This window comes from Paenibacillus sp. GL_099_B, assembly GCF_057835695.1.
The window spans coordinates 834,589-860,039 of sequence record NZ_CM174430.1 but is presented as its reverse complement, the minus strand read 5'-3'; the positions used below and the strand labels follow the sequence as shown (position 1 = coordinate 860,039).

Below are 25,451 nucleotides of genomic sequence, written 5' to 3'. Positions count from 1 at the left end.
AGAAATCTTACCCCAAATTAAAGGTGAATCTTAGTTTTTTACAGCACTATACCAAGACTGATAATTGTACGGACATGCTCTTCGTTCCGCTGACCAGGCCGCGGCAGATAAATTCGTCGCAGCACTCACAACAGATCGCCTCTTAATAATGCCTACCACCAGCCATACTTAAAAAAGATCAAAAGGAACAGGATTTCCCTGCTCCTTCGCTATGTGAAACTTCTTTCTCTCATCAAACGTAAATTCACAAGGTATAATGAAGTCAGATGACCGTTCAGCATGATCTTATGACCATCATAATGAAGGAGGGGACATTCGTGGCGTTTATCCCGTTAAACTGTCCCAATTGCAACGGAAGAATTGAATACAAAGAGGGTGAGATTTTAAAGTGTCCCTATTGTGAAACAGAGCTTTTATTGAAGCAAAATCATGTCTATTACGTAGACCAGACCATTAATCATTACCACGGAACGCCCCCTAAAGCACCGCGGAAGCAGGCTGTCTCCCTAAAGCTACTGCTGATACTAATGTTCGTCCTAACTGGCGCCATCGGTACGTATTTTTATTATAGCAACAGCTCCACCTATCCAAAAACAGAAGCCAATCTGCCTGTGCGAAAGATGCCTGAAAGCGAGGTTTTGCTCTCATTTTTGCGAGATATCTTCGATAAAGGTTCTGCCTTGCCGACAGAAGAGGAATTGGCTCGTCTTCGCTATTTAACCGTAGCGCATTCGGAGAATGATCAGTGGAAATTTACATATAGCCTCTCCGATCCCTTCAGCGATGAACAGGCCGAGAAGATCACTTATATTACTCAGGACAAGAAACTGAATACTCAGGAGATCGATCAGCGAGATTTTGAAGCTTTTAAGGGACTGACGGCATTGGACCTGACGAATACCTATGAAATCTCCCAGACGGACCAAACCACTTTGGCCCATATGCCCGGATTAAAAAGTTATGGAGGCGCTTTTAACGAATCCTTCAGCAAGTTTTCGGGCTACTTTGGCGACAAGTCTAAAATTACGGAGCTCTCCACTCAGCTTCGCAGCAATCAGGAATTGGCCCTACTGCTGGAATTTCCTAATCTGAGCTCTTTATCCATTACCTATGTGGATGAGTCCGTAACGGATTTCTTTCTGTTGAATAAACTGCCGCTCAAGTCCCTGTCGCTCACCTTTGTCGATGAACTCGGATGGTTGTCGTCCATGACCGGGCTGTCATCCTTGTCCATACATTACAGTGAAGCTACAGACCTACAGCCGCTGTATGCCTTAACCCAGCTTCAGGAGCTTCAGCTTTCCTATATAACCAACGTAAAGTCCATCGACTTTGTACAAAATATGCCTGCTCTACAAACGCTAGATATCGAAAATGTAAACTTTTCAAGCCTAGAGCGCTTGGCCGACAAGGCCTCCATTACTAAACTACGCCTGGCTTCTCTAAGTCAGCTTGGCTCGGTAAAGACCATAAACAGTCTGTCTTCACTGCGGGAATTAACGTTGTCCGGTTATTACGAGAAAGCAGAAGCGCTCACATTGCCAAATGTAGTGCGGGTGGAAGTCCCAGGCTCCTTTCTCCAGGAGCTGAAGGCGCCCGCCGCAACCAGCCTGACGCTCCGGGGCGGAAGCGGGGAATTAAACTTGGCTACGCTGGGGGAATTCCCGAAACTGGAGCAACTCTCCCTCTGGGAGATCAGTGAAATCACACGTCTAGGCGCACTGGACGGCTTGTCCCGCCTAGAGACCCTAAGCATTTACGACTCGTCACTGTTCAAGGAAAGCGATGCCTTATTTCGTTTGAAACAGGTGAAGTCTCTGATGTGCTCAGAGTGTAGGCTGAATTTCGAACAAAAATCGGCCTCAGAGAACGGCGTACTTGAGCATTTGACCTTAGAGCAGCCATATTTCAGCATAAACAACACCTCTGTTACTGAGGTTGACCAAATGATGCCTTACTTTGCCAAAATGACCGCTCTACGTTCCTTCACTCTGCAAGACAGCAATTTGGCTTCTCTCGAATTTATGAGTAACTGGCAGGCCATAGAAGAGCTTCATCTCGAGAACAACGCCATTTCCAATATAGAGAGCCTAAGTCGTCTGCCACATCTGCAAAAGGTATATCTATCCGGTAATTCCGTACAAAACAAATCCGTGCTTGGTACGGGTGTGCACGTATATTAATTACCGCCTGGGATGATGGGGAGTTTTAGACTACTGTAGTTAATGAACTCACTCCAGAATTACTCACAAATTAATGATGAATGGTATTGAAACAAAGACAAGAAGGGGTTCGAGAATCATGTATAAATTCTCGAACCCCTTATGTTTATGTTTAGCTTCTAACCAACACCGCCACGCTCTCCACATGCACTGTATGTGGAAACATGTCCACCGGCGTTACCTCAACCGTGCGATAACCGCCATCCTCCAGCACACGCAGATCACGTGCCAACGTACTCGGATTACAGCTCACATACACCACTCGCTCCGGCTTCATCTCCAGAATCGTATCCAACAAACGTGGATCACATCCCTTCCGCGGCGGATCGACGACGATGACATCAGCTTCAATGCCTTGTTCTTTCCAACGCGGGATGACATCTTCAGATGCACCCACTTCGAACTTCACGTTTCGCATCTCGTTCAAGAGTGCATTGCTACGCGCATCCTCGATTGCTTCGGGCACGATCTCCACCCCGTATACCTGATCCGCATGCTGCGCGAGGAAAAGAGAAATCGTACCGATGCCGCAATAGGCATCGATGACAGTCTCTTTACCAGTCAGTCCTGCGTACTCCACCGTCTTCCCATAAAGTACTTCCGTCTGCACCGGATTCACCTGATAGAACGAACGCGCCGAGATCGCAAACTGTACATCTCCGATATAATCGTAAATCACATCACGGCCCCAGAGGACGCGGGTCTCATCGCCAAAAATGACGTTGGTCTGTTTCTTGTTCACGTTCTGGCAGATACTCGCTACATGCGGAATCGCTTCACGGATACTACCAATCCATTCGTCTTTGTACGGAATGTCTCGGCCATTCGTGACGAGAACGAGCATCATCTCACCAGTACGGAAAGCCTTCTTCACAACCACATGACGTAGAAGTCCGCGACCTGTCTCTTCGTTGTAAGCACTTATCCCGAAATGGCTACCGATCTCCTTGACCTTGGCGACCACTTCATCGTTATGCTCATGCTGAATCAGGCAGGTGTCCATGTCGATGATCCGATGACTTCCTTTGGCGTAAAAACCACCCACCAAGCCGCCCTCGGCTGCTCCAATCGGCACCTGTGCCTTATTGCGATAGCGCCATGGTTCGTCCATACCCATTGTTGGCAGCACACGGATACCTTGCGTTGTGTCATCTTCGATCATGACACCTTCCATGCGAAGGCGAATACGATTGCTGCCGTTCATTTGTTCTTCAGTAGAAGTTTGTTCAGTTTGGATTGCCTGCTCATTATCCTCCACCAACACATTCAGCTTGCCGATCCGCTGCAAATTGTCCACCACCAGCTGGCGTTTCCACGCAAGCTGTCCAGCGTAGCTCATATGCTGGATCTGGCATCCGCCGCATTGATCGTAGATCGGGCAAGGCGCGGATACACGATCCGGGCTGGCCTTCACAATCTCCAGCAGTTTGGCGTAGCCGTACTGCTTCTTGGTCTTCATCACGCGCACGCGTACGGTTTCGCCTGGAAGCGCACCTTGCACGAATAGAGTGTATCCATTGGCACGGCCGACACCTTCACCGTCATGGTTCATGCCGATGATATCGATGACGGTCTCTTCATTTTTACTTACAGGAAGTCCTTCGATTGGTGCAGATTCACGTTCCCGTCCCTTCGGACGAACGGCAGAAAGAGATGCGCCTTGTGGCCGCACCTCTTTCCCTTGCTGACGTGTAGATGGACGAGATGATTTGCTCGGCTGGCGGGATGCTGAAGCATTCCCTTGCCCCTGTGAGGCAGCCGAATTCCGGCGGTTTTTTCCACGACCGCTGCGGTTCGTATTAGACAACGTACATTCACTTCTTTCTTCATATATGTTCATCCCTTGTTCAAGGGAGATTCCATTCATTTTCAGGCACCATGAGATTATACGTGATCCCACTGCCCACGGCAACAGGAAATCACATTTTCTCCCCGATCCATACTACGCTTAACGATACAACATCAGGTGATGACGCAGGTTCTTGAATGTCGCAGGCAATGTGCCGCCCAACTCGCCATCCAGGTTCAACTGCACATAGCCCGGCGACGTTACTTCCATATAATCCGTTTGGAAATGAACGACCTTCTTGTCATTCAGATGTTCACCACGCAGCGCAAGGGTTACGAGGCGAATCATGTCAGCCAGATTACATTTGCGGACACCGATCACATCGAACAGACCATCATCAATGGTCGCACCCGGAGCTAGCTTCTCGAAGCCCCCGACGGAGTTTGTATTGGCAATGAGGAACAGCATGAATTCATCATGAATTTCTTCCTGACCCGCGGCACGGATAACCAATTCCTGCGGAGACAGGCTCGCCATTTTCTCAATACCCTTCATATAATAGGCCAGTTGCCCAATCATCGTTTTCAGACGGCTTGGCACCTCATAGGTCAGTTCGGTTAACGAACCCCCGCCCGCAATATTGATAAAATATTTATCATTCGCCTTGCCCAGATCGAGCGGACGAAGCTGCTGGTTAATGACCAGATCCACGTAATCTTCCCACTGCCTCGGAATACCGAGCGCACGCGCAAAATCATTCGTCGTTCCCAAAGGAAATACACCCAGCGGAGGACGATTCTCCCGCTCGGCCATGCCGTTAATGACTTCATACAACGTACCGTCGCCCCCAGCGGCAATAATCATGTCATATCCGCGTTCAATCGCCAGCTCCGCTTCCCGGGTTGCATCTCCCTCACCCGTTGTTGCGTGACACGAGGCCTCGATACCACCTTGATCCAAACGCTGCAAAATATCTGCCAGACGTTTCTTCATTTCTTCCCGGCCTGAGGTCGGATTATATATCAAGCGAGCTTTTTTCATCTCATACGCCACCTATTCCACATTATCCATGAGTCTGAACGACCTCATATTCTTACTATCTGAGAGTGACCGTAGTCGGGCATCATTTTACACAATGACTCACGTCCGTTAATCCTGCCCCAACACTTTTCTCTACTTATATATATGCATAAGGAATTCCGTCTCATTCCAAAGCCTTTATGTACTATCATATCATCAAATGTAAAGATGTCCTAGCCTGTGATGCATAAGTAATTATTTTCATATTGATTATAACGAAATTTTACACCTGGATAATAATAACGATTAAACCTAAAGAACTATCCTACTCTAGCAATGACGAGCATGCGCTCTGTTCACTTCCGAACTTGTCTATCCTTTACAAAATAAACCTCTAGCACTCCTCTTGAATCTAATCCTATGGATTTCCTGTCATTTATAACTATCCATCACCATTCTGCCCGCTTGGGCCGGAAATAGTCTAATACCCTCTCAAATCATGAGGACTGCAGCTCAAGTACAGGCCAAGTGTACTCCCGTTCGGCATGGCATAATGGCGTATGGGCTATTATGTACGCATGGTACTTCCCGAAAGACTCCCCTTCCTCCGGTCTCGGCACTGAATACAACCGATTTTGGCAGTGCCAATGTTCCGTTGAACGACAGCAATTTTACGAACAATTTAAACAAGGCCTGGTTCAGGTAAAAAAGTAAAATCCCCTTCAAGTAGACACAGAACTTGAAGGGGATCGTTTATGCAATTACATATAGTTTAGAAGCCAATCTTTCTGCCAGCTCGGAGCTGTTTATACCAAAAATATACGGTGCAGCCTACACAGTAACCGAGCAACGCGGCACTTGCAGCAAGGAGAAGCATCGACGAGAAAATATAACCTGCTACCTGCCAACCAAGGCCGAATGAGACAAGTGCCAGCGTAAGAAACAATACGGCCAGAACATTGTTAAAGCGTTGCAGTTCCACTGCCTGTGTCTCTGTCCCTTTTCCAGTTAACACGGCCTTCCCAATCTGCACAAACAGATTAAGCTTGCCTCCGGATGCCAGACCGACAACTTGAATGATCCATAACGCTCCCAGAATTAACGGTTGATTGAACAGAAATGACAGGACAACAAATAGCACAATCCCAATCTGGTTCGCTTTGACATAGCGCATAGGCACTTCCCGCATCTGCATATCTCCTTATCCCCATTTTATTAGTTGGTTTAATTGTAGTCGGTAAATGAAGTAAGAGCAATAGGAAGTTGCTTTGATCATGCTTATAAGAGGGAATAGTCCCTTTTCAAGATCTCCCAATGCGGTGTTGGTACACCAGTAGCCTTTTTCCAATCAGTAAATGCATCATTTAACGCCTCGATCTCTCCAAAAGAACCCGCAACCAGTTTATGGATCGGAAGCATACTATAAATCTTTAATAGAAGGTAAAACATCCGTTGATGCTTGCGAATCAGTTTCGCCTGAATCTCCGGTATAACCGTTATGCCCATAGCCTCAAGCACGCTAAAGCCCTCATCCATCGCCCCAATCATATGCTGGATTTGTTTTCTGTTCCCGTCCAACTTGATCATTTCAAGCTTCTCATTAAAGCTCACCGCATTAAGCATCAGAATGGGCACAATATGGCTTTTCAGCCAGGCATCGATATCGTCCAGGTAATTCAACTTATATTTAGTCTTCTCAAAAGCTTGATCCAGTATGGATTTAAAGGCAATTTCACCATCCAGCCCACCAATCACCATTTGCCCGCTTGTTCCACCAATGGATAACATACGATCTTCTTGCCGCCGCCCGCCGCTGACCTGAAAACCAAACGCGACCTTTTTTTCCACCTTGCTATTTTCCTCCAAAAAGATTTGCATGCTTCGTGCATCTGCATTGTTGCCGACGATCACCAAGTTCCTGCTCTGATTGGCTGCCAAAATAGGCAGTACTGATGGAAAATCGTTATATTTCATAACCACGAAAATAAGATCATATTCATCATTCTCTTCCAGCGTTCTGGTTACCCGAACCGGATCAACTGTCGTTTTAAACTGGAACACATGACGAATGACAATACCATCCCTCTCCAGTTCCTCTGCCCGCTTCCCTCTAGCCAGAATGGTAACGTTATTTCCCCCACGTACCAGAACCTGCGCCAGCTGACTCCCCAGAACACCTGCCCCATACACTAATATATTCATTAGTTATCCCTCTATTTCAATTTTTTATGGATATTCGTTGCTTTATCAACATTTGTTGATAAAATAAGAGTAACAAAGCATCTGCAACGCTTCAATCGCTAAAATATCCGTTATTGTTGAATAATCAACGAATGGATCCATATTGTTGAAAACATCAAAGGAGGAGCCATGGACAGACGAGTTGTCAAAACAAGAAAAGCCATAACCGATGCCTTTATCGGGTTGTTAGAAGAGCATGATTTCGAGCAAATTACGATTAATGAGATTGCTGATCGAGCCAATGTGAACCGTGGTACCGTCTATTTGCACTACACGGACAAGTTTGATCTGCTGGATCAAAGCATTGAGACGTATTTGCAGCAGCTGGTGGAGAGCTGCATAGTGGAGAGTCCTACAACGCCCATGACTGTTAGGGAGGCGTTGCTCCGAACCTTCCGTTACCTGGAGCAGCACGCCCCTGTTTATACCACCCTATTAACCCAAAAAGGCATTCCTGCCTTTCGAAACCGGCTGATGAACATCCTGATTCAGGGAGTGGAAGAGCAGGTTGATGCATGCGGTATTCACAAGGGAATCAGCAGGGAAATCACTGTGCAATTTCTTGCCTGTGCTACCACTGGCCTGTTGGAATGGTGGATCATGAATTCCATGCCTTATCCAGCCGAACAGATTGTTGAAGAATTGATGTCTTTGCTGGAGCTTCATCTGATTCTTCCTTCTCAGATAAAGGGTTAATAAGGAGCTACGGATTGAATGAACAGGAGATCATATGTTGCAGAGACTCCTCCCTGTATGCTGAACTTATCCTCGTACTCCTTATACATGTTGGTGAATAAACGTCGTAAACTGTACCCAGGAATCGTTGCTGCTTCTGAAGTGCTGGCTCCCATTCCTTTAACCGAATACAGAAAATCTCTTGCGGAAGCATACTTTTCCATATAAATCGAACGCTCACAAAGGAAACTAGAATATCCGGATTCCTGAAGCATGATTTCCCATTGAACAGGTGAATGAAACGAAAGTCCATGACGCTGTGTTTCCATCCCGTTGGCACGATAAACTTCATCAAATGCCTCATGCATCTCACGAAATGTATCAGGCCCGAAGGTCGTAAATATGAGCAAGCCACCCGGGCGTAGCATTCGCCGTAGGTGACCCAGTGTTTCCTTCGGCGAACTTAGCCATTGAAAACAGGCGTTAGAGACGATGATATCCACTGAGCACTCCGGAGCTTTTATGGCCCACATTTCGATATCAACCTGTAGAAAACGTAAACGATCCTTTGTACAATTCGCAGTACCTGGATGCTGTGCTGATCGAAACCGCTTTGAAGCCACTTCGATCATCTCGGGTGCAATATCAAGTGCAGTCATATATGCATTAGGCCATTCATTTACTAGGATTTGAGTCAAAGCCCCTGTTCCACAACCGATTTCGAGAATGCTCGGATCACTTAAGAACCCTTTGTTCTTCCATTCTGCGAGGGATCTTGCTAGCTGATCAGCCATAGAACGCTGAATATGAGCATGTGCATCATAAGAAGTGGCACTACGATTAAATTGGCGTTGAACAGCACTACTTCTTCCAATGGTCATGCCACCATCTCCTCCATTCATCAGCGATGTGTACTTCCTTTCCCAAAAAGGGTGCGTGCCCGCAGCCTGTTAATGTAATTAACTCGGCTTGAGGTATTTGAGTGCTAAGTTCCAAGCCAGCACCGTAAGGACATATTCTATCCTCAGTCCCATGAATAAGAAGAACCGGACAACTGATATTGGGCAATTGAGACAAGCATTCCTCGCTTCTCAAAATCTGCAGGCCTGCCAGTAGCGCTTGAGTTGTCCAGCCCCCCATAGGAGGTAGACGTTCAGCAAGACCCGCCTCCCATTCTTGCTCCGTAAACATAATCTTTCGAAAATTGGCTTCCACTGCGTGTTGATCCTTTAAAATCCCTTTGATCATCTGCCTAACGTATGCATCTGCCAAGCCGCGGTCAAACTCTTCTTTTGAGCGGGTAAAACGAGCCGTTGCACCGAACAGCACAAGGCCATCCACGTAACCTTTAGCCGCTAGTCTGAGCGCCAATAAACCTCCGAGCGACCAACCTGAAATCAGAAGTGGACCACGGGATACTCTCTCCCTGCAAGCTGATCCTTCAATACCTAACATGTCCTTAACTGCTGTTTCAGTTAAGCACAGCATTTCCTCAGGAGAATCCGCTGCACTATAATCTACAGAAATATGTCGAAAATCAGGCAATAACAGGCGAAGACGGTCAAACACCGCATCTGGCATGCTCCATCCCGTCAACCATAATATGGTTCCGTTTGTCTCCCGCTCTGTTTGCAGTGGATTATTATCCGAGGCATTCATGAGCTCAGCACTCCTAACTGCAGTCCGATTTTGCAGATTTGTGCGCTGGCATCATTCAGTTCCTTAGGAGTATGGTCGGCTGATAAGGAGAAGCGAATTCGCGCTGTGCCATCAGGAACGGTAGGCGGTCGGATGGCGATCCCAGCAATACCGCCTGCTTCAAGTGCCTCACTGAAACGAAGAGACCTTTCGTTATCACCGACAATTATCGGCACAATAGGGGAATCCCCGGTCCCAACGTTAAATCCGGCATCACTAAGCGAAGAACGAAATAATTGACTTGCCGAGTAGAGGCGTTCACGGCGCCAATGATCCGCTTGTACCAAAGTTAACGCTGTTGATATACCAGCCACAAGAGAAGGCGGCAATGCCGTTGAATAGATAAGTGGTCTTGCTTTGTTAACGAGAAAGCGGATTAATGTTCGGCTGCCGCAGACATAAGCTCCATATAAACCGAATGATTTGCTAAACGTCCCCATATGCACATCCACATCATGATGCAGACCAAGCTTAAAGCAAAGTCCTTCCCCCCGTTTCCCGTAGATGCCCCCGCTGTGCGCCTCATCCACCATCAGCATGGCCCCGTACTCTTGTTTGAGCGCAACGAGCTCTTCCAAGTGTGCTTGATCACCATCCATTGAAAAGACGGCATCCGTAACAATCAGCTTACGCCGTTTATCCCGATGTTTGTTCAATAATAGCTTCAGATGCTCCATATCATTATGCCGATACCGGGCATGTTCCGCGCGGCTCAGCACAATACCGTCTACTATGCTGGCATGGTTTAATTGATCGCTAAAAACGACATCACCCCGGCCCACGAGTGCGCGAATGACACCAGAATTAGCCATATAACCATTTGCAAAAACAAGCGCAGCTTCACTATGCTGCCAAGTGGCCAGCGCTTCTTCCAGACGGCCATAAAGCGGTCGATTCCCAGTCACAAGGCGAGATGCGCCGGAGCCTCCTCCTTCGGTAAGAAGCGCCTCGCGAATTGTATCGATGATATCGGGATGTTGTGCAAGTCCCAGGTAGTCATTGGCGGCCAGGTTGAGGAGCACCCGGTCTCCTCTCCACGTATAACCAGGACAATCTGGAACCGCAGCACTGTCACGCAAGTAACGTTCATTGGAGACATCAGCCAATACCGCAATTTCTTTTTCCATCCAGTTCATAGTCCGTACCGCCTTAAAGTGCATTTAACTCAATCTCAAAACCCAAATCTTCAATCATTTGATGATCATTCGATATTTCCTGACCTGCTGTCGTTAAATAATCACCTACAAAGAGTGAATTAGCAGCATACAGTGACAAAGGTTGCAATGTACGGAGGTTGATCTCGCGTCCACCCGCAACACGAATCTCTTTAGACGGACAGATGAGCCGAAATAGCGCCAGTACCTTAAGCGCCTTCATAGCTGGAGTGCGTCCTGCTCCTTCCAGAGGGGTCCCCGGTATCGCATTCAGGAAATTAATCGGAATTGAATCCGCATCAAGCTTACGGAGTGCCAAAGCCATCTCGACAATTTCCTGATTACTCTCACCCATACCGATAATGACACCGGAACAAGGAGACATGCCGTATGCTTTAACCTTTTCCACGGTTTCAATTCGCTGGTCATAGGTATGAGTTGTGGTGATCGACGGATAATTGGCCTTGCTTGTGTTCAAGTTGTGATTGTATCGGTGCACACCTGCTTCAGCCAAACGTTCTGCTTGACCGTCCTTCAAGATTCCTAGACAAGCACAAATTTTAAGTGGCATCGTTTCACGGATTTCTTTTACCGCTTCTACAACTTGATCCAGCTCCTTATTCGTGGGACCTTTGCCTGAAGCTACAATGCAATAGGTTCCTGCTTTACGCGCCATAGCTTCATGTGCTCCTGCAAGCAACGTTTCTTTGTCGAGCAAGCTGTATTTTTGGATGGGAGCGGTGGATACAATGGATTGTGAGCAATAACCGCAGTCTTCGGGACAAAAGCCGCTTTTGGCGTTGATGATCATATTCAGCTTCACTTTTTTGCCGTAAAAATATTGCCTCACTTGGAAAGCCGCTTGCATTAGCGGCAGTACCTCATCGTCGCTTGCTTCAAGCACGGCAAGTCCTTCTTCCATTGTTAAACATTCGCCATTCAACGATCGATTCGCAAGCGACGACCATTCTAGATTAGTTACCGTTGTTTTCATCTTCATTCATCCTCCATGGATTGAACTGTTAATGCCTGTCTGATCGGTGTTAACTGGATCTTCTCTCGAATCACCTTGATCAACATTTCCGTATTCGTCTCGTCCATTAAGCGGGGAAAATGTCCAAGAAAGGGTATGCCGCAATAACGTTCAATCAGCTCCGCGTTTGTTGTGATGCTGGAATCGTTATAAATCTCGTCAGATTCACCATCGTTAAGAATAAAACCTACGATCGGTACCCCATGCTGCTGCAGATATGACACTGTAAGAAGTGTATGATTAATCGTACCTAAACCTGTCCGCGCAACGATCAGAGCCGGTGTCCGTAGCTTCGAGATTAAATCCACCACAAAAGAGTCTTCGGTCAGAGGAACAGCGACACCGCCTGCTCCTTCAATGAGTACCGATTCGTATCGATCTACCAGCGGCTGACCCGCACTGATAATCTCCTGTAACGTAATATCCACCCCATCCTGCTTGGCAGCGAGCATCGGGGTCAGTGGAGCTTGGAATGTAAATGGCGCCACATCCTCGGCACGCTCATGAATTCCGGTGTATTGCAACAGGCGTTCTGCATCGGTTTCTCCGCTGCCAAGAAGTGCACCAGATTGCACGGGCTTCCAGACGCCTATATTCCGTTTTTCAGCTCGAAGCGCAGCCACAAGAGCCCCTGTAACGATTGTTTTCCCAACCCCTGTGTCCGTACCTGTTACGAATAATCCGCGAATTACATTCATGATTTCAAACCACCTTCGGTGACGTCAAAAATGGATTGCATCAAGATATCAATCATTGCTTCAAGCTCAGTCTCTGTGCTAGCAAGAGGAGGAATGAACACAATAACATTGCCAAGTGGTCTCGTAAGCATGCCAAGCTCTCTGGCCCGCTCCGTTACCCGAACGCCGATTCGTTCAGCCCAATCGTACGGTTCCCGAGTTGCTTTATCCCCTACAAGCTCAATTCCTAACATCAGTCCCTTTTGCCTGATATCACCGACGTGCGGAGAATCTTTAAGTACTGAGAGCTTCTGCTCTACAAAAGCCGCCTTTGCTCTTACACCTTCCACCAGGTTACGCTCTTCAAATAGTTTCAAGTTAGCCAAAGCAACAGCGCAGCCGAGCGGATTACCTGTGAAGGAATGACCGTGGAAAAATGTTTTTTGCTCCTCATAATCGGCATAAAATGCGCTGTACACCTCATCTGTTGCCAGTGTCGCTGCCACAGGTAAGTAGCCCCCTGTAAGACCTTTGCCTATCACCATCAAATCAGGTGACACCTCTTCGAGATCACAAGCAAACATAGCACCTGTCCTACCGAAGCCTGTCGCCACCTCATCGGCTATGAACAGTACACCATATGTACGGCAAAGTGCTGCCATCTCGCGTAGACAGCCCTCTGGCATAATAAGGATGCCACTAGCTCCTTGCACAATCGGCTCCACGATAATAGCCGCGATTTCATCTGCACTCGTTTCAAGTACATTACGTAATGCGGTTAACGTAGCTTCCATGGCTTCCCGCTCGCCGTCCTCATGTCGATAAATGTAAGGATATGGAATGACATGAGTAGGAAATAGCATGGGACGGAACACATCATGGTACAACGGAATTGCACCGACACTCACCGCACCAATCGTATCTCCGTGATAGGCTTGATTCATCGTGATAAACTTCGTTTTACCGGTTTCTCCTCGGTTCTTCCAGTATTGAAACGCCATTTTCACTGCGATCTCAACACCCGTTGCTCCCGAATCGGAATAAAATACTTTATTTAATCCCTCTGGGGAAATCTCTACTAGTTTCTCAGCAAGTTCAATAGCTGGCACATTAGCCATTCCGAGTAACGTAGAATGTGCAACACGTTCCAACTGATCCGTTATGGCTTGGTTCAACTCGGGTATGTTATGTCCGTGAACATTAAGCCAAACCGAGGAGAAGCCATCATAATAAGCACGTCCCTGGACGTCATAGAGCATGACGCCTTCGCCTCGTTCAATGATGAGAGGATCAGAGTTATTGTAATCTTTCATCTGCGTAAAAGGGTTCCATAAATGGGCCTTATTTATAGCTGCAAGCCGTTCATAATGTGTCACAAGATATCACCTTCCGTTAGATCATTTCAATTGTTAACCAAAATTATTTTTAAGGTTAACAATTGAATGTTGACATCTTATCAGACAAAAACTTTCCTGTAAAGAGAATCATTTCTGAGTTAAAACCCTCACCTCCACTCTGTATGAACGGATTGAACCCGGAACTTCGGCTCGTAAAGGGTTTGGCCTAATACAAAAAAACACGCCTGATTCGGCGTGTTTTGTCTAAAATACATATAAAAACAAAAAAACGGCATCTCTGCCGTTTGTGTTTAAGCTATTGTTAGAGATAACGGGGGTAATCGCTAGCAGCGACCTGTTTTCCCCTAAACTAAACCTCATTACATCTTTCCAGTAAAAGTTGAATTTGACGCTCCAGCCACTTTCCTAATAAAGGATGTGGAAGCAGCGTCTCACCACTATACGCGTAATCCAGTTCCTTCAGTCGGCCCGGGATCACCTTCATGGTGAAATAACCGGCACTCAAAAACAGCGGCGCCACAATAACCCGGCTCCCCCGCTCTTCACTCCAGTATTTCGCCTTGTCGTACACACTATCTGGATTTAGCAGCGCATAATCGGTATGAGCAACACCGCTGACTTCCTGCACCCGCTGTGCGAGTGAAGAAATGCCCGCTTCCCAGCGCTGACGGAATCCATCGTGAATACTCCCATGTCCGACTAACAGGATCGTCTCCTGTTCTGGTTGCTGCGACAGGGCCTTTACCTTGTCCCAGACCATGACCGCAATATCCGGGTCGTTATCCACAGGATAACCGAAGTGTACTTGTGCTTTCACCTCGAATGGTTCCAGATCAGTCTCACGCTCCGGAGCGCCTTTGGCACCGATGGCATACTCAATCTCATCCACATGTGTACTACCGGACGAAACAAACAGAGGTACTACCAATATATCGGTTACGTCCTGTGCTTCCAGTCGGTTGATACCGTCCTGGATCAGGCGTCCTTCCACAAGTTCAAGAAACCCGGCTTCAACGGGCAATGATTCAGGCAGATGCAACCGGGAGACCGCGTCATCGACGGATTCTACCCAGGTCTTCTCCTGAGAACCGTGACTAATGATGAGTACACCCGGTTTCTTCATCCTTAACGTCCCAGGCGTTCCAGCGTCATTTTATAACCGTCATTACCGTAGTTCAGGCAGCGTTTTACACGAGAGATCGTGGCTGTACTTGCACCTGTCTCAGCTTCAATCTGGTTATAGGTATTTCCTTTGCCAAGCATACGCGCTACTTCCAGCCGCTGGGACATGGATTGAATCTCGTTTACCGTGCAGAGGTCATCAAAAAACACATAACACTCTTCAATATCTTTCAGAGTCAAAATAGCCTCAAATAATTGTTCAATGCTTTTATCATTTAGCTTTTTCAGCTGCATTTCATCATCATCCCCTAGCGGTTACTGTGTACCTTCATTGTACCCAGCCTGAGTTGGTATTTCAAGCGTTAACGATTTCACGCACTACAGAATAAAAATACATGTTACCGCTTTCATATAGCATTAATGTCCTCCCTGCGCGCACAATCCCCCTCTATCTCACGATTTATCCCCTTTTTTCGCGTATATTTCCGATTAAATATGTAGGAATTAACCTATTTAAAATGTGACAAATTTGTGTCCGAACCATATAATTCCACTGTGAACCTATCATCCTCTCCTGCGCCCAAATCCGCAAATATCCCGTTTTGCGGGATACTCGCCTACGCCGTTTCTCCGCTAATGACATACAGTATAGCAAAAGGGAGTTCCATCTCGGTCTGTTATGCACGTCCAGCCGCAGAAGGAACGCAATTCCGAAATCCAACATAGAAGGAACGTGATAGTTCATGCCACAGCATTATTATCACCGCCAGCCCGCTCCACGGCAGCGTCCGTCTTCCCATACGCAACGGCAGGGACATACTTCTGCCTATATGCCGCCACGGGCATTGAATGAAGCCCAGGTTCAACCCATGTATCCTGGAGTAGAGCCTTACTACCCTCAATTCCAAGAGGTTGAAGCATCCGGACTTGTACCTTATAGTCCAGGTGGTCCGGGGGGACCCGGTGGAAACTTTTTCGGCGGGGGAGCTCCTGTTGCTCCCCCTGTTTCGGTGGAAGCGCCTGCGTCTTCCTCAGGCTTTTCCCTGGCCAACATCGGAGAACTGAAAGGAATGATCGACCGCTTCGGTGGAATTGATGGCATCATGAGTGGAATCGGCAAAATGCAAAAGGTCGTTGGCGGCTTCCAGCAGATGGCACCCATGATGAAACTGGTGATGGGGATTCTGCCTTTTGGAAAAGGAAAAAAAAGCAGCAGTGCTGCGGACAAAGACTATGAAGAGTATTCTCCGCCTCGCTCACGCAAACGCCGTAAAAAAACGACCTCTGCTCCGCGCAAACGGAACACGAGTAGTAAAACTGGCCGGAATAAATCCAATTCTACCCAACGTCGTCCCAAAAAAAGCAAAAAGCTCTAACACTTTTCCCAGGCGCCCTCTTACATAAGGGGGTGCCTTAATCCACTTCCAACTTATTCTCCCCTTCAATCCACTCATTCTTTCATATAAGAGAATATTCATAACCTTTTCTTAAGAACCTATGTTCTTATTCCCGTGAATTGAGGTATACTGAGTTATAGATAAAGGAGGCGGATTATGGAACTGTTTAAAGACAAATATACTCCCGCATTAATCGACCGGACAGGAGAAAGGTTACACCAATTCTACCCCAAGTTGGACAAGCAACAATTTCGTGAACTTGTATTTGCCGAGGGCTGGGAAGAGCTGGAATTCAAAGCTCGTATCCGCCGCATTACGTCGGCATTGACCGAAGTTCTCCCTGACAACTATAAAGAGGCATTACACGTGATTGAGCAGGCAGCACCGCAGATGCGAGGGGTCGAGTACCTGTTCGTTCCTGATTTTATTGAAGTCAACGGACTTGCGCCGGAAAACTACGAACTATCCATGAAGTACTTGACCCTCTTCACACCTTATTCCAGTTCCGAGTTCGCGGTACGCCCGTTTATTGAACGCTACCCGATCGAAACGATGAAACGCATGATGGAATGGACGGGGAGTCCCAATGAACATATACGCAGGCTTGCCAGTGAAGGCAGCCGTCCACGTCTCCCATGGGGCTCCAAACTTCGGGGCTTCATCACCGATCCCACACCAGTACTTCCAATTCTCCATGAGTTGAAGCAGGACGAGTCCCTGTATGTCCGGAAAAGTGTAGCCAATCACCTGAACGACATCTCGAAAGACCATCCTGAACTGGTCCTGGATTTGGCCTCAAGCTGGTACGGACAGCATGAACATACGGACTGGATCGTTCGTCATGCAAGCCGCTCATTGCTGAAAAAGGGACATCCGAAGGCGCTGAGTCTCTTTGGTTATGTCGAGCAGGATGCGACACATATCGAGCATCTTCAGCTTGCAAGAGATACCGTGGCCATCGGGGAAGATCTTCATTTTTCCTTTGATGTCGTTAATGAAAGTGGTCAGTCACAGATGCTGCGGATCGAATATGAAATCGGGTATATGAAAGCAAATGGCAAGCAGGCACCCAAACGGTTCAAATGTTCTGACAAAACCTTCCCTACCGGGAGAACCAAGGTTGCAACGAAGCAATCGTTCAAAGTCATTACGACGAGAAAGCATTACGCTGGCTTGCATACGCTAACGATTGTCGTTAATGGACAACCTGCCTCTACGGCCACATTTGTATTGGAGCAAACTGAGTAAACTGCGAAGGGCCAGTAGCCATCCAACTTATCATGAAAAGATAGCAAGGTTCATTTGTGATATGAATCCCATGTTAAAATTCAGCTCATAGAATCCATTCCTTGAGAAATTCCCCAAGGCGTCTTCAGTACTGAAGATGCCTATTACCTTTTCCACCCTGTTCGTAACAGCCAAATATCCCTCAAAATCAAGTTATACACATGATGCTTCTTCATTTATCTTATCCACATGTGGACATCTATTCCGAAAACAAATCTATATGTACTCCTATTTGCCCTCTTATGCACATCATACACAGGCTAAAGAAGCGATCTTTACAGACCGCTAACTCATCACTTGCTATTCAGTTTCTATTCTTCCTTACTTAAACCAGCCCCGCTTCACGAACCAGGCCACCATACTTCCGCCCAGAATAAACATCAACAGCAGCACAGCTCCATACCCAAACTTCCATTGCAGCTCAGGCATATAAGCAAAGTTCATACCATAGATCCCTGCGATCAGCGTCAGTGGCATAAAGACTGTTGTTATCACGGTGAGGGTCTTCATAATCTGGTTCATACGGTTGGAATTCAGCGAAATATAACTGTCGCGCAGGTCTGCCGTCATTTCCCGATCAGCTTCAATCATGTCCGTCAGCTTCAACAAATGGTCATAGATATCGGTAAAATATACGGTATGCTCTCCTGTTCTCTGCACATGCTGAGAATTGACTACCCGATAGAGCAGATCCCGCATGGGCACTACCGTTCGTCTAAGCTTCAGCAGTCGACTGCGCAAGTCGAACACCTGATTCATCAGGTCTTCCACCGACTCCTTGCCGCCCCGGTTCTCCAGTTCAGCCAGCTCATCCTCAATGGTAAACAGAGACGGGAAATAATGATCGACCAGCTTGTCCATCACCGTATATGCCGCTGCCACCGGGCCCCTGGCCCAGATGGTTCGTTCGTGCGCATGATGCAGCAACCTCTCCCAAGCTTCATCGACTTCCTCCAGTGCCCCGTGATGAAAGGATACCAGGAAGTTCGCACCCAGAAACAGGTCCACCTCTTCCGCTTCCAATGTGGTCGGATTCAGTGCATGCAGCACGAGAAACTGCAAATTGTCATAATAATCGAGCTTGGGTCGCTGCAATACATGCATACAATCCTCAATAGCTAATGGATGAAAATGAAAATATGTATCCAGCAACTGGCTTTCCTCTTCGGAAGGCTGATTGAAATCTGCCCATACCCAGGCGTAATCCTGCAGATCCAGCTGTGTAAGCGGTACATTTACAGATACCTGATGATCCCGTGAGATGGCGAGTGTACGAATCATAAATTAGACCACGTCCTTGTCTTGTATCCTTTACGTTATTGTACAACTTTAACCATTGAACCGTCTCCTGCAACAGCCCATTATACACACGTTATCCTGCAAACGCGACAACAAAAAAAGCCAACCCTGTTGGCTTCTCTCATTTCCCTATCCACAGTCTCCTGTATCCACAGGAATATCTTCTTTTGGTTTATCATTCCACGGATGGCTATCCACATATCCAGCCTGTCCACACGTTCATGCACAGGCGTCTCTTCTTTTTGGTTGTATAATTGTCCACATATCCCGATATTCACATAGTTATGAACAGTTTGTCTGAAACCCAGAATTTGTCCCGGAACACTTTTTCGAATTAGAAAATGATCCAGTACAACAATCCTGCCAGCGCCCCGGTAATCGGAATCGTAATAAACCACGTAATAATGATACGTCCGGCAAGTCCCCATTTCACGGCTGAGAAACGTTTCGCGGAACCAACACCCAGAATGGCAGATGTGATTGCGTGAGTTGTGCTCACCGGCAGGTGGAGCAAGGTTGCCGAGAAAATAACAGATGCGGCTGATAGATCAGCTGCAAACCCGTTAATCGGTTCAATTTTGAAAATTTTGGTTCCCATCGTTTTGATGATTTTCCAACCACCGATGGAAGTACCGAGTGCCATCGCTGTTGCCGCGGAGATTTTAACCCACAACGGAACATCCAGATGATCCTGTACGCCTGCTGCGACCAGTGCAAAAGTAATAATCCCCATTGCCTTCTGCGCATCATTGGTACCATGCGTAAACGCCTGGAGCGCTGCTGTGAAAATCTGTACCGTACGGAAACCTTTGTTCACATTATGCGGACTGCGTTTGGCAAAAATATATTTGAGAATGGTCATGACCACATAACCGATGGCAAATGCGATCAGAGGTGATAATAACAATCCTCCGACGATGTCAATAAATCCACTCCATTTGACTTTATCAGCGCCTGCGCCAACGAGTACAGCTCCTGCAAGGGCTCCAATCAATGCGTGTGAGGAAGAGGACGGAATACCAAACCACCATGTAACCAGGTTCCAGATAATCGCCGCGATCAAGGTGACTATGACGACCTCGATCCCGTTATCTAGCGTGGTGGGGTCGGTTACACTCCCCCCAATCGTCTTCGCAACTCCCGTAAACATCATGGCACCGACAAAGTTCATCACCGCAGCCATAAGAATAGCTCGGCGTGGTGTCAGTGCTCGGGTCGAGACCGAAGTTGCAATGGCATTCGCCGTATCGTGGAATCCGTTGATGAAGTCAAACGCCAGTGCAAGGAAGACGACTATACCCAATACCCAAATCGTTGTTTCCATTATTCTCTGGCTCCTTAAGAATTACGCATGATGATGGATTCGAGCACATTCGCTACGTGTTCACATGCATCCGTTGTCGTCTCAAGACGTTCGTAAATTTCCTTGCGTTTGATCAGTTCAATCGGATCAGGCACAGTAGCGAAAAGATTCTTGATACAGTTGCGCAGCACTTCGTCGCCCTGGTTTTCCAGATCGTTCAGACGAATCGTGTACTCGCGGATCGCCAGCAATTTTTTCTGAGACAGCAAATGAATGGCCTTCTGAATTTCGTAAGCCGATTGGCGCAAAATTTCAGCGAATTGAACGATATATTCGTCCGGGTCAGTCAGTTGGTACATATAGAAACGGGAAGCCGTTGCTTCGAGTCCGTCCAATACGTCATCAAGTGTCGTTGTCAGTTCCATAATATCATCGCGTTCGATCGGCGTGATAAATGTCTTGTTGAGCTCTGTAATGATGGTATGAACATAATCATCACACTGGGACTCGTACTTCTTCATTTCATTGGCAAAAAGAGTCACATCCTGAAGGTTGGAAACATGTTGGGAGAAATAATCAGCCGCTTGCACGACCGTATCTGCCATGTTCTCTAGTGTCTCAAAAAATATATCCTTCTTCTTCTTAAGCTTCATAGCTCTATCCCCTTTACGAGAAATTGCCGATAACCGATGAAACATGAAATGACAACCTTTGATATCTTATCATAAATGTTTCACGGTTTGTACATAAGGCATGATCCTTTTTTATATTCTTATCACATAAATCTGAAATGAATCTTAATTATTTGGAATGGCTGGAAAAATGATGATGAAATTTTACACTGCGTTTACATTTCTCTTCAAATTGGATTAATTTTCAATTTCGATATGCCCCGCAAAGTCAGGCTGATTCGGAACGATACTGATAAAAGTCTTGCCAGGAATAAGCGCAACTTCGGACCCATTTTGCACAAATCGAATAATATCACCCGTTTTTTTGATCCACTGGCCTCGAACCATCTTGCCTTTTTGAAACAGCATGGCTTCACCGCCCTGTTCCAAATTAACGGAAAGTCTGCCCACATTGTCGAGCACCTTGTGATCCGCACCCGCTACAATAATATTGGCCGCTCCAATGGGATTGCCGTTATCCAGATCCTGATCTGCTTTTCCGTTCACCAATCTCATATATCGTCCGCTAACTTCATCATAATCATACGTGACCCGGTAACTCTCCAATAAATAATGAATATCGAATTGCTTGGCTAACTCTCCGGCGGACGTGGCCCCTTCCTCGTTATACGTATATACAGGGGACTTAAAATCGTGACTATAGCCTTTGGTATCCGCGCCTTCTCTCAGCTTGTCCGCCGACGTATATAGATTGTGCGGTGCTTTACGATCCGAGGAACGCCAGAAATAGGGGCCGCTATTCGATATCTCATCCATATGCTGTTTCTGCTGCTTTTGCAAAATGGAATAGGCATCCGGGCTGCCACCCGCATGAACCAATACCCCATCGTAACTCTCACCAAGCTCGATCAGATACGGACGGATACTGCGCACGGGTCCAACCGTTTCTGCCCCGCCTTCACTTTGGAAGATGGCAATAAAACGGGTAATGCCTCCCTCAGCGAGCACTTCGATAATAATATCTGCCGCACTCAGACCTGACTGGGGCCGGGCTGCAGGTGCATTGTTAATCATAACTGCCAGCGGACGGCGCGTTACTGCTTCATCAACAGGCAGACCCGTCAGCGGTGCTGTGTAGAGCGACGTGGCAGGTTCTTCTGTCTCTTGTTCTTCCTGTATGGGTGTAGGAACGGACTCCGGCTTCGGAATCTGGACCATCTCCTTATTCTGGCAAGCGACCAGACTCAGGGCCAGAATAAGCAGCGACGCCGCTGACGTCGTTTTGTTCCATTTCAGTTGCTTCAATATATGTACCTCCTGGACGATATGGCTGAAATCTAGGCTGTAGTTGCTCTTATGTAAGTGACCATTTCACGTATTTCTTTCCATTTAATCACACACAGCACCATTTGTCTTCGATAAGGAGAGCATTTCTACCCTGCATTTCACGTTTGAAACTTGAGACAGGATGAAAAATATGTCCTAAATGTGAACTTCTCAAACCTTACTTAAAATTTGAACTAGATTGTGATAATAATCACAAACAGAATGACTTTTGAACTATACAATAAAGACATCAAAGGTGATCACTTAGAAAAACAAAAAAAAAAAACACACACACTAAATTCCATGAAGGAGTGGTTTATATGTTCAGCTTCAACCAATGGCTTAGAGAAAACAAAGTGGCAATGTGGATTTTGACAGTACTTCGGGTGTATATCGGTTACGACTGGATGACACACGGCTGGGGCAAATTAACAGGTGGATTCCAAGCTGGTGGATTCCTTGCAGGCGCTGTAGGAAAAGCAACAGGTGAAAACCCAACCGTTCAAGCTTGGTGGGGAACATTCCTTGAGAACTTCGCGGTACCAAACGCAGGACTGTTCGACTTCATCATCCCGCTGGGTGAATTCCTTGTAGGTCTGGGTCTCATTCTTGGATGCTTTACAACACTCGCAGCACTGATGGCGATGGTCATGAACTTCGCATTCCTCTTCTCGGGAACAGTAAGCACGAATGCTCAATTAGTTCTGATGGAAATCTTCCTTGTAGTCGCTGGTGCAAATGCTGGTAAAATCGGTTTGGATCATTGGGTAATGCCTTACCTTCGCGGATTGTTCACTCGCAATAAAGGCAGTCAGCCTAAAGATACACCAACGATAAATCATACACACAAAACAGCCTAAATATTAAATAGACATTTTCCGGTCCTGCTCCCCTCCCCCTGGAGAGCAGGACTTTTTTTGGTTTTTTATATATGCTTGTAGGTCAACTGACTTGCCCATCGACAGAAACACGTATTATGATGAACATATCGATCGATTACAATTAAAGGAGTACATGACATGCCAACCCAGCGCCGCCTTGAAACCGATGCCGACTTCCAAGAAGCCATGGAAATGAAGCATAAAGTTCGTGTTTTTAAAGATAATCACCAGATTGATTCCGGTGGCCTCATTATCCGTTTTGACAGCAATACCGTTGTTATTCAGTCCAGTGTAAGTGAACTAGCATATCACTCGCGTACAGCATGTGAGCTTTTCGAGATTCGCAAGTGATTATACTAAATTGCAGAATGCTCAAGTTATAGAAAAAGGTTCCTGAGGCCCATTACGCTGGCCGCAGAAACCTTTTTTGGTTCAGCTAATTCATAACCTAAGTCTGTCTGGTCGATGAACTAGGTGTATTTGCAAAATAAAACTCAAAGACTTGTTCACATACTCTTGTTTGTTCCAAGTTATACGCCGTCACCAAACTGCCAGCAGTTCAAACTGAGCGTACCGTAAGGATACGACTGGAATAGACGTTTTGCAGATCGTGACATATCGGCCGTACCCATAGCATAGAACAAAGGCGCAATGTGCTCCGTTCCATAAGATGGAACCGCCGTGCGGGCATGGGGCGCTTTTTTGTCATATTGAAACAGCTCTCTCGTATTCCACTGCTCAAGCCGCTCGCCAATCCAGTTATCGAATTCCACTGCCCAGTCTTGCGGTTCATCATTAGTGCCAAGCATGCGCAAGTTATGAACTGTTCCGCCACTGCCAATGATCAGCACATTATCATGACGCAGTTGTTCCAGCATCCGGCCAATATCATATTGCTCTTGCGGGGAACGCAACGAATCGACAGATACCGCAATAACAGGAATATTGGCCTCTGGATACATGTGTAACAGCGGTACCCATACACCATGATCCAATCCCCGGCCTCGAACCGGTTGATGTGGAAGATTACTACGAGTGAACAGAGCGCAGATCTCATTCGCAAGGTCTGGCTGACCAGGAGCAGGGTAATTTATTGTATACATATTAGAGGGAAATCCGTAAAAATCATGCAAGGTCTGATGTGTATCATCCATTGTCACGGACGGTTCGGGACGATCCCAATGCGCCGTAAATACAACAATGGCTTTCGGAGCCGGCAGCCTGTCTCCAAGCTGGTTCAAAAAGTGAGTGTAGTCATTGCTCTCCACCGCCAGAGCGGGAGAACCATGCGCAATGAATAGTGCGGGTAATGTCATTGCTGCCAACCTCCAGACACGGATAGGATGCTTACCCCTCTATTTTACCCCGAAGAAGGCGCTTTTCCAAGCTAACATCCCAATCAGATGCAATCTGGGCGCACATGTTGCCTTATGGACCAACCCATGTTGGCTATAGAATGCTCCAGCCTAATCATAGAGATCGATATTTAGTCCTCTTAGATCATCCAGTGCTGCCAATCCTGTTCAATCTTCTGACGCTCTCCCAGCCATTCTCTCGTACGCGTAATCAGCTGTTCACGCTCTTTACCGGAAGAGAAGGTATGATCGCCCTGGAAAATAATCTCCTTGTCGCAGCGGCCTTCCTGGCGCATCCAGAATACCTTTTGATACAGGAACGCGTAATCCACAGGAATGATCTCATCCGACGTGCCGTGCACCACCAGAACATCTCCGTTAAATTTAACGGCTTCCTGGTATGGCTGATGTTCAGCCAGTGATTCAAAGAATGCTGGTGTAAACTTATAACCGAGATAATCAGCAGATCCCAGTTTCACCCCTTCATCATACACATCACGTCCCGTAATTTTCACAATATCATTGAACGGATATCCCACGGATGACCACATGACGAGATTCTTGACCCGTTTGTCACGGACAGCAGTCAGCAGAGCAACAGCTCCACCCAGACTATGACCGATCAGCGTTACACGGGTTGGATCTACATCACTGCAATTTACCGCATAGTCCAGCACAGAACGTGTTTGGGTAATCATGGATTCAAGTCCTTCAGCTCCATACTCACCGCTGCTCTCCCCGCAGCCGATGTAATCGAAGCGCAGCACCAAATATCCATCTTCGGCCAGCTCACGGGCGGTCTTCACAAAGAGACGATCCACACCGATCCGACTTCCTACGAATCCATGACAGATGACAGCAAGAGGCACGCGCTGTTGGTGATTTCCCTCCTTAATGTCTTTGACGACCGGATAATGAATCGTGGCTGTTAATTCTTCTTGCCCATGACGAATACTGATCTGACGCTCCATGCCTATTTCCC

Annotated in this window: 24 protein-coding genes and 1 pseudogene; 7 read left to right on the top strand and 18 right to left on the bottom strand. The window is 47.0% G+C overall.

Annotation, left to right across the window (positions count from 1 at the left end; genetic code table 11):
- Positions 1 to 317: 317 nt before the first annotated feature.
- A complete protein-coding gene (locus tag AC3ITG_RS04040) occupies positions 318 to 2,183 on the top strand; it encodes a leucine-rich repeat domain-containing protein (protein WP_489252873.1) in 1,866 nt (621 codons plus the stop codon).
- A 151-nt stretch (positions 2,184 to 2,334) separates the two neighbouring features.
- Here the strand turns inward: AC3ITG_RS04040 and rlmD are convergent, their stop codons facing one another.
- Positions 2,335 to 4,062, bottom strand: a complete 1,728-nt coding sequence (gene rlmD, locus AC3ITG_RS04035) for a 23S rRNA (uracil(1939)-C(5))-methyltransferase RlmD (RefSeq protein WP_489254409.1) — start codon at positions 4,060 to 4,062, stop codon at positions 2,335 to 2,337.
- A 108-nt stretch (positions 4,063 to 4,170) separates the two neighbouring features.
- Positions 4,171 to 5,052, bottom strand: a complete 882-nt coding sequence (locus AC3ITG_RS04030) for a diacylglycerol kinase (protein ID WP_063568189.1) — start codon at positions 5,050 to 5,052, stop codon at positions 4,171 to 4,173.
- A 486-nt stretch (positions 5,053 to 5,538) separates the two neighbouring features.
- On the opposite strand from AC3ITG_RS04030, the pseudogene AC3ITG_RS04025 reads away from it, so the two are divergent.
- Positions 5,539 to 5,737: pseudogene (locus AC3ITG_RS04025) on the top strand (NPP1 family protein); the annotation flags it as partial.
- Positions 5,738 to 5,803: 66 nt separating this feature from the next.
- On the opposite strand, the gene AC3ITG_RS04020 reads toward AC3ITG_RS04025, so the two are convergent.
- Both AC3ITG_RS04020 and AC3ITG_RS04015 read right to left on the bottom strand, forming a co-directional pair.
- Positions 5,804 to 6,220, bottom strand: a complete 417-nt coding sequence (locus AC3ITG_RS04020; RefSeq protein ID WP_063568191.1) for a DUF4395 domain-containing protein — start codon at positions 6,218 to 6,220, stop codon at positions 5,804 to 5,806.
- An 89-nt stretch (positions 6,221 to 6,309) separates the two neighbouring features.
- On the bottom strand, positions 6,310 to 7,233 hold the full coding sequence (locus AC3ITG_RS04015; RefSeq protein WP_489252872.1) for a ketopantoate reductase family protein: 924 nt from the start codon (positions 7,231 to 7,233) through the stop codon (positions 6,310 to 6,312).
- Between the two features lie 168 nt (positions 7,234 to 7,401).
- On the opposite strand from AC3ITG_RS04015, the gene AC3ITG_RS04010 reads away from it, so the two are divergent.
- Positions 7,402 to 7,968: a TetR/AcrR family transcriptional regulator gene (locus tag AC3ITG_RS04010; RefSeq protein WP_489252871.1), complete on the top strand. Its 567-nt coding sequence runs from the start codon at positions 7,402 to 7,404 to the stop codon at positions 7,966 to 7,968.
- Here the strand turns inward: AC3ITG_RS04010 and bioC are convergent.
- From bioC to AC3ITG_RS03970, 8 genes are all read right to left on the bottom strand, one after another.
- Positions 7,965 to 8,828: a malonyl-ACP O-methyltransferase BioC gene (gene bioC, locus AC3ITG_RS04005; protein ID WP_489252870.1), complete on the bottom strand. Its 864-nt coding sequence runs from the start codon at positions 8,826 to 8,828 to the stop codon at positions 7,965 to 7,967. The two genes, AC3ITG_RS04010 and bioC, sit on opposite strands and share 4 nt — an antisense overlap.
- Entirely contained in the window at positions 8,809 to 9,606 is a 798-nt protein-coding gene (locus AC3ITG_RS04000; protein ID WP_326067042.1) for an alpha/beta hydrolase, read from the bottom strand. The genes bioC and AC3ITG_RS04000 overlap by 20 nt, the downstream gene beginning before the upstream one ends.
- Complete coding sequence (gene bioF / locus AC3ITG_RS03995; RefSeq protein WP_489252869.1) at positions 9,603 to 10,781, bottom strand: 8-amino-7-oxononanoate synthase; 1,179 nt, start codon at positions 10,779 to 10,781, stop codon at positions 9,603 to 9,605. The genes AC3ITG_RS04000 and bioF overlap by 4 nt, the downstream gene beginning before the upstream one ends.
- A gap of 13 nt (positions 10,782 to 10,794) precedes the next feature.
- Positions 10,795 to 11,793, bottom strand: a complete 999-nt coding sequence (gene bioB, locus AC3ITG_RS03990) for a biotin synthase BioB (protein ID WP_489252868.1) — start codon at positions 11,791 to 11,793, stop codon at positions 10,795 to 10,797.
- A 2-nt stretch (positions 11,794 to 11,795) separates the two neighbouring features.
- Positions 11,796 to 12,530 carry a dethiobiotin synthase gene (bioD, locus tag AC3ITG_RS03985; RefSeq protein ID WP_489252867.1) on the bottom strand — a complete coding sequence of 245 codons (735 nt, stop codon included), beginning with the start codon at positions 12,528 to 12,530 and terminating at the stop codon, positions 11,796 to 11,798.
- Positions 12,527 to 13,885: an adenosylmethionine--8-amino-7-oxononanoate transaminase gene (gene bioA, locus AC3ITG_RS03980; protein WP_489252866.1), complete on the bottom strand. Its 1,359-nt coding sequence runs from the start codon at positions 13,883 to 13,885 to the stop codon at positions 12,527 to 12,529. Before bioA ends, bioD begins: the two co-directional genes overlap by 4 nt.
- 331 nt (positions 13,886 to 14,216) lie before the next feature.
- The gene (locus tag AC3ITG_RS03975) at positions 14,217 to 14,990 is read right to left on the bottom strand and encodes a sirohydrochlorin chelatase (protein WP_489252865.1); all 774 of its coding nucleotides are present in this window, start codon (positions 14,988 to 14,990) and stop codon (positions 14,217 to 14,219) included.
- Between the two features lie 2 nt (positions 14,991 to 14,992).
- The gene (locus AC3ITG_RS03970) at positions 14,993 to 15,283 is read right to left on the bottom strand and encodes a YerC/YecD family TrpR-related protein (RefSeq protein ID WP_017690665.1); all 291 of its coding nucleotides are present in this window, start codon (positions 15,281 to 15,283) and stop codon (positions 14,993 to 14,995) included.
- A 449-nt stretch (positions 15,284 to 15,732) separates the two neighbouring features.
- Here AC3ITG_RS03970 and AC3ITG_RS03965 point away from each other — a divergent pair, with 449 nt between their 5' ends.
- The gene (locus AC3ITG_RS03965) at positions 15,733 to 16,365 is read left to right on the top strand and encodes a tyrosine protein kinase (protein WP_489252864.1); all 633 of its coding nucleotides are present in this window, start codon (positions 15,733 to 15,735) and stop codon (positions 16,363 to 16,365) included.
- A gap of 177 nt (positions 16,366 to 16,542) precedes the next feature.
- Complete coding sequence (locus AC3ITG_RS03960) at positions 16,543 to 17,634, top strand: DNA alkylation repair protein (RefSeq protein ID WP_489252863.1); 1,092 nt, start codon at positions 16,543 to 16,545, stop codon at positions 17,632 to 17,634.
- 360 nt (positions 17,635 to 17,994) lie between these two features.
- Here AC3ITG_RS03960 and corA read toward each other — a convergent pair whose 3' ends face one another.
- The 4 genes from corA to AC3ITG_RS03940 form a co-directional block, all read right to left on the bottom strand.
- Positions 17,995 to 18,954: a magnesium/cobalt transporter CorA gene (gene corA, locus AC3ITG_RS03955; protein WP_489252862.1), complete on the bottom strand. Its 960-nt coding sequence runs from the start codon at positions 18,952 to 18,954 to the stop codon at positions 17,995 to 17,997.
- Between the two features lie 352 nt (positions 18,955 to 19,306).
- Complete coding sequence (locus AC3ITG_RS03950; RefSeq protein ID WP_063568079.1) at positions 19,307 to 20,296, bottom strand: inorganic phosphate transporter; 990 nt, start codon at positions 20,294 to 20,296, stop codon at positions 19,307 to 19,309.
- Positions 20,297 to 20,310: 14 nt separating this feature from the next.
- The gene (locus AC3ITG_RS03945; RefSeq protein ID WP_062327047.1) at positions 20,311 to 20,928 is read right to left on the bottom strand and encodes a DUF47 domain-containing protein; all 618 of its coding nucleotides are present in this window, start codon (positions 20,926 to 20,928) and stop codon (positions 20,311 to 20,313) included.
- A 216-nt stretch (positions 20,929 to 21,144) separates the two neighbouring features.
- Complete coding sequence (locus AC3ITG_RS03940) at positions 21,145 to 22,212, bottom strand: DUF3048 domain-containing protein (RefSeq protein ID WP_489252861.1); 1,068 nt, start codon at positions 22,210 to 22,212, stop codon at positions 21,145 to 21,147.
- A 341-nt stretch (positions 22,213 to 22,553) separates the two neighbouring features.
- Here AC3ITG_RS03940 and AC3ITG_RS03935 point away from each other — a divergent pair, with 341 nt between their 5' ends.
- Together AC3ITG_RS03935 and AC3ITG_RS03930 are read left to right on the top strand one after the other, a co-directional pair.
- A complete protein-coding gene (locus AC3ITG_RS03935; RefSeq protein ID WP_064642274.1) occupies positions 22,554 to 23,093 on the top strand; it encodes a DoxX family protein in 540 nt (179 codons plus the stop codon).
- A gap of 159 nt (positions 23,094 to 23,252) precedes the next feature.
- On the top strand, positions 23,253 to 23,465 hold the full coding sequence (locus AC3ITG_RS03930; RefSeq protein WP_489252860.1) for a hypothetical protein: 213 nt from the start codon (positions 23,253 to 23,255) through the stop codon (positions 23,463 to 23,465).
- A gap of 179 nt (positions 23,466 to 23,644) precedes the next feature.
- On the opposite strand, the gene AC3ITG_RS03925 is transcribed toward AC3ITG_RS03930, so the two are convergent.
- Both AC3ITG_RS03925 and AC3ITG_RS03920 read right to left on the bottom strand, forming a co-directional pair.
- Positions 23,645 to 24,430, bottom strand: a complete 786-nt coding sequence (locus AC3ITG_RS03925) for a DODA-type extradiol aromatic ring-opening family dioxygenase (RefSeq protein ID WP_489252859.1) — start codon at positions 24,428 to 24,430, stop codon at positions 23,645 to 23,647.
- Between the two features lie 179 nt (positions 24,431 to 24,609).
- Entirely contained in the window at positions 24,610 to 25,440 is an 831-nt protein-coding gene (locus tag AC3ITG_RS03920) for an alpha/beta hydrolase (RefSeq protein WP_063568073.1), read from the bottom strand.
- Positions 25,441 to 25,451 lie beyond the last annotated feature (11 nt).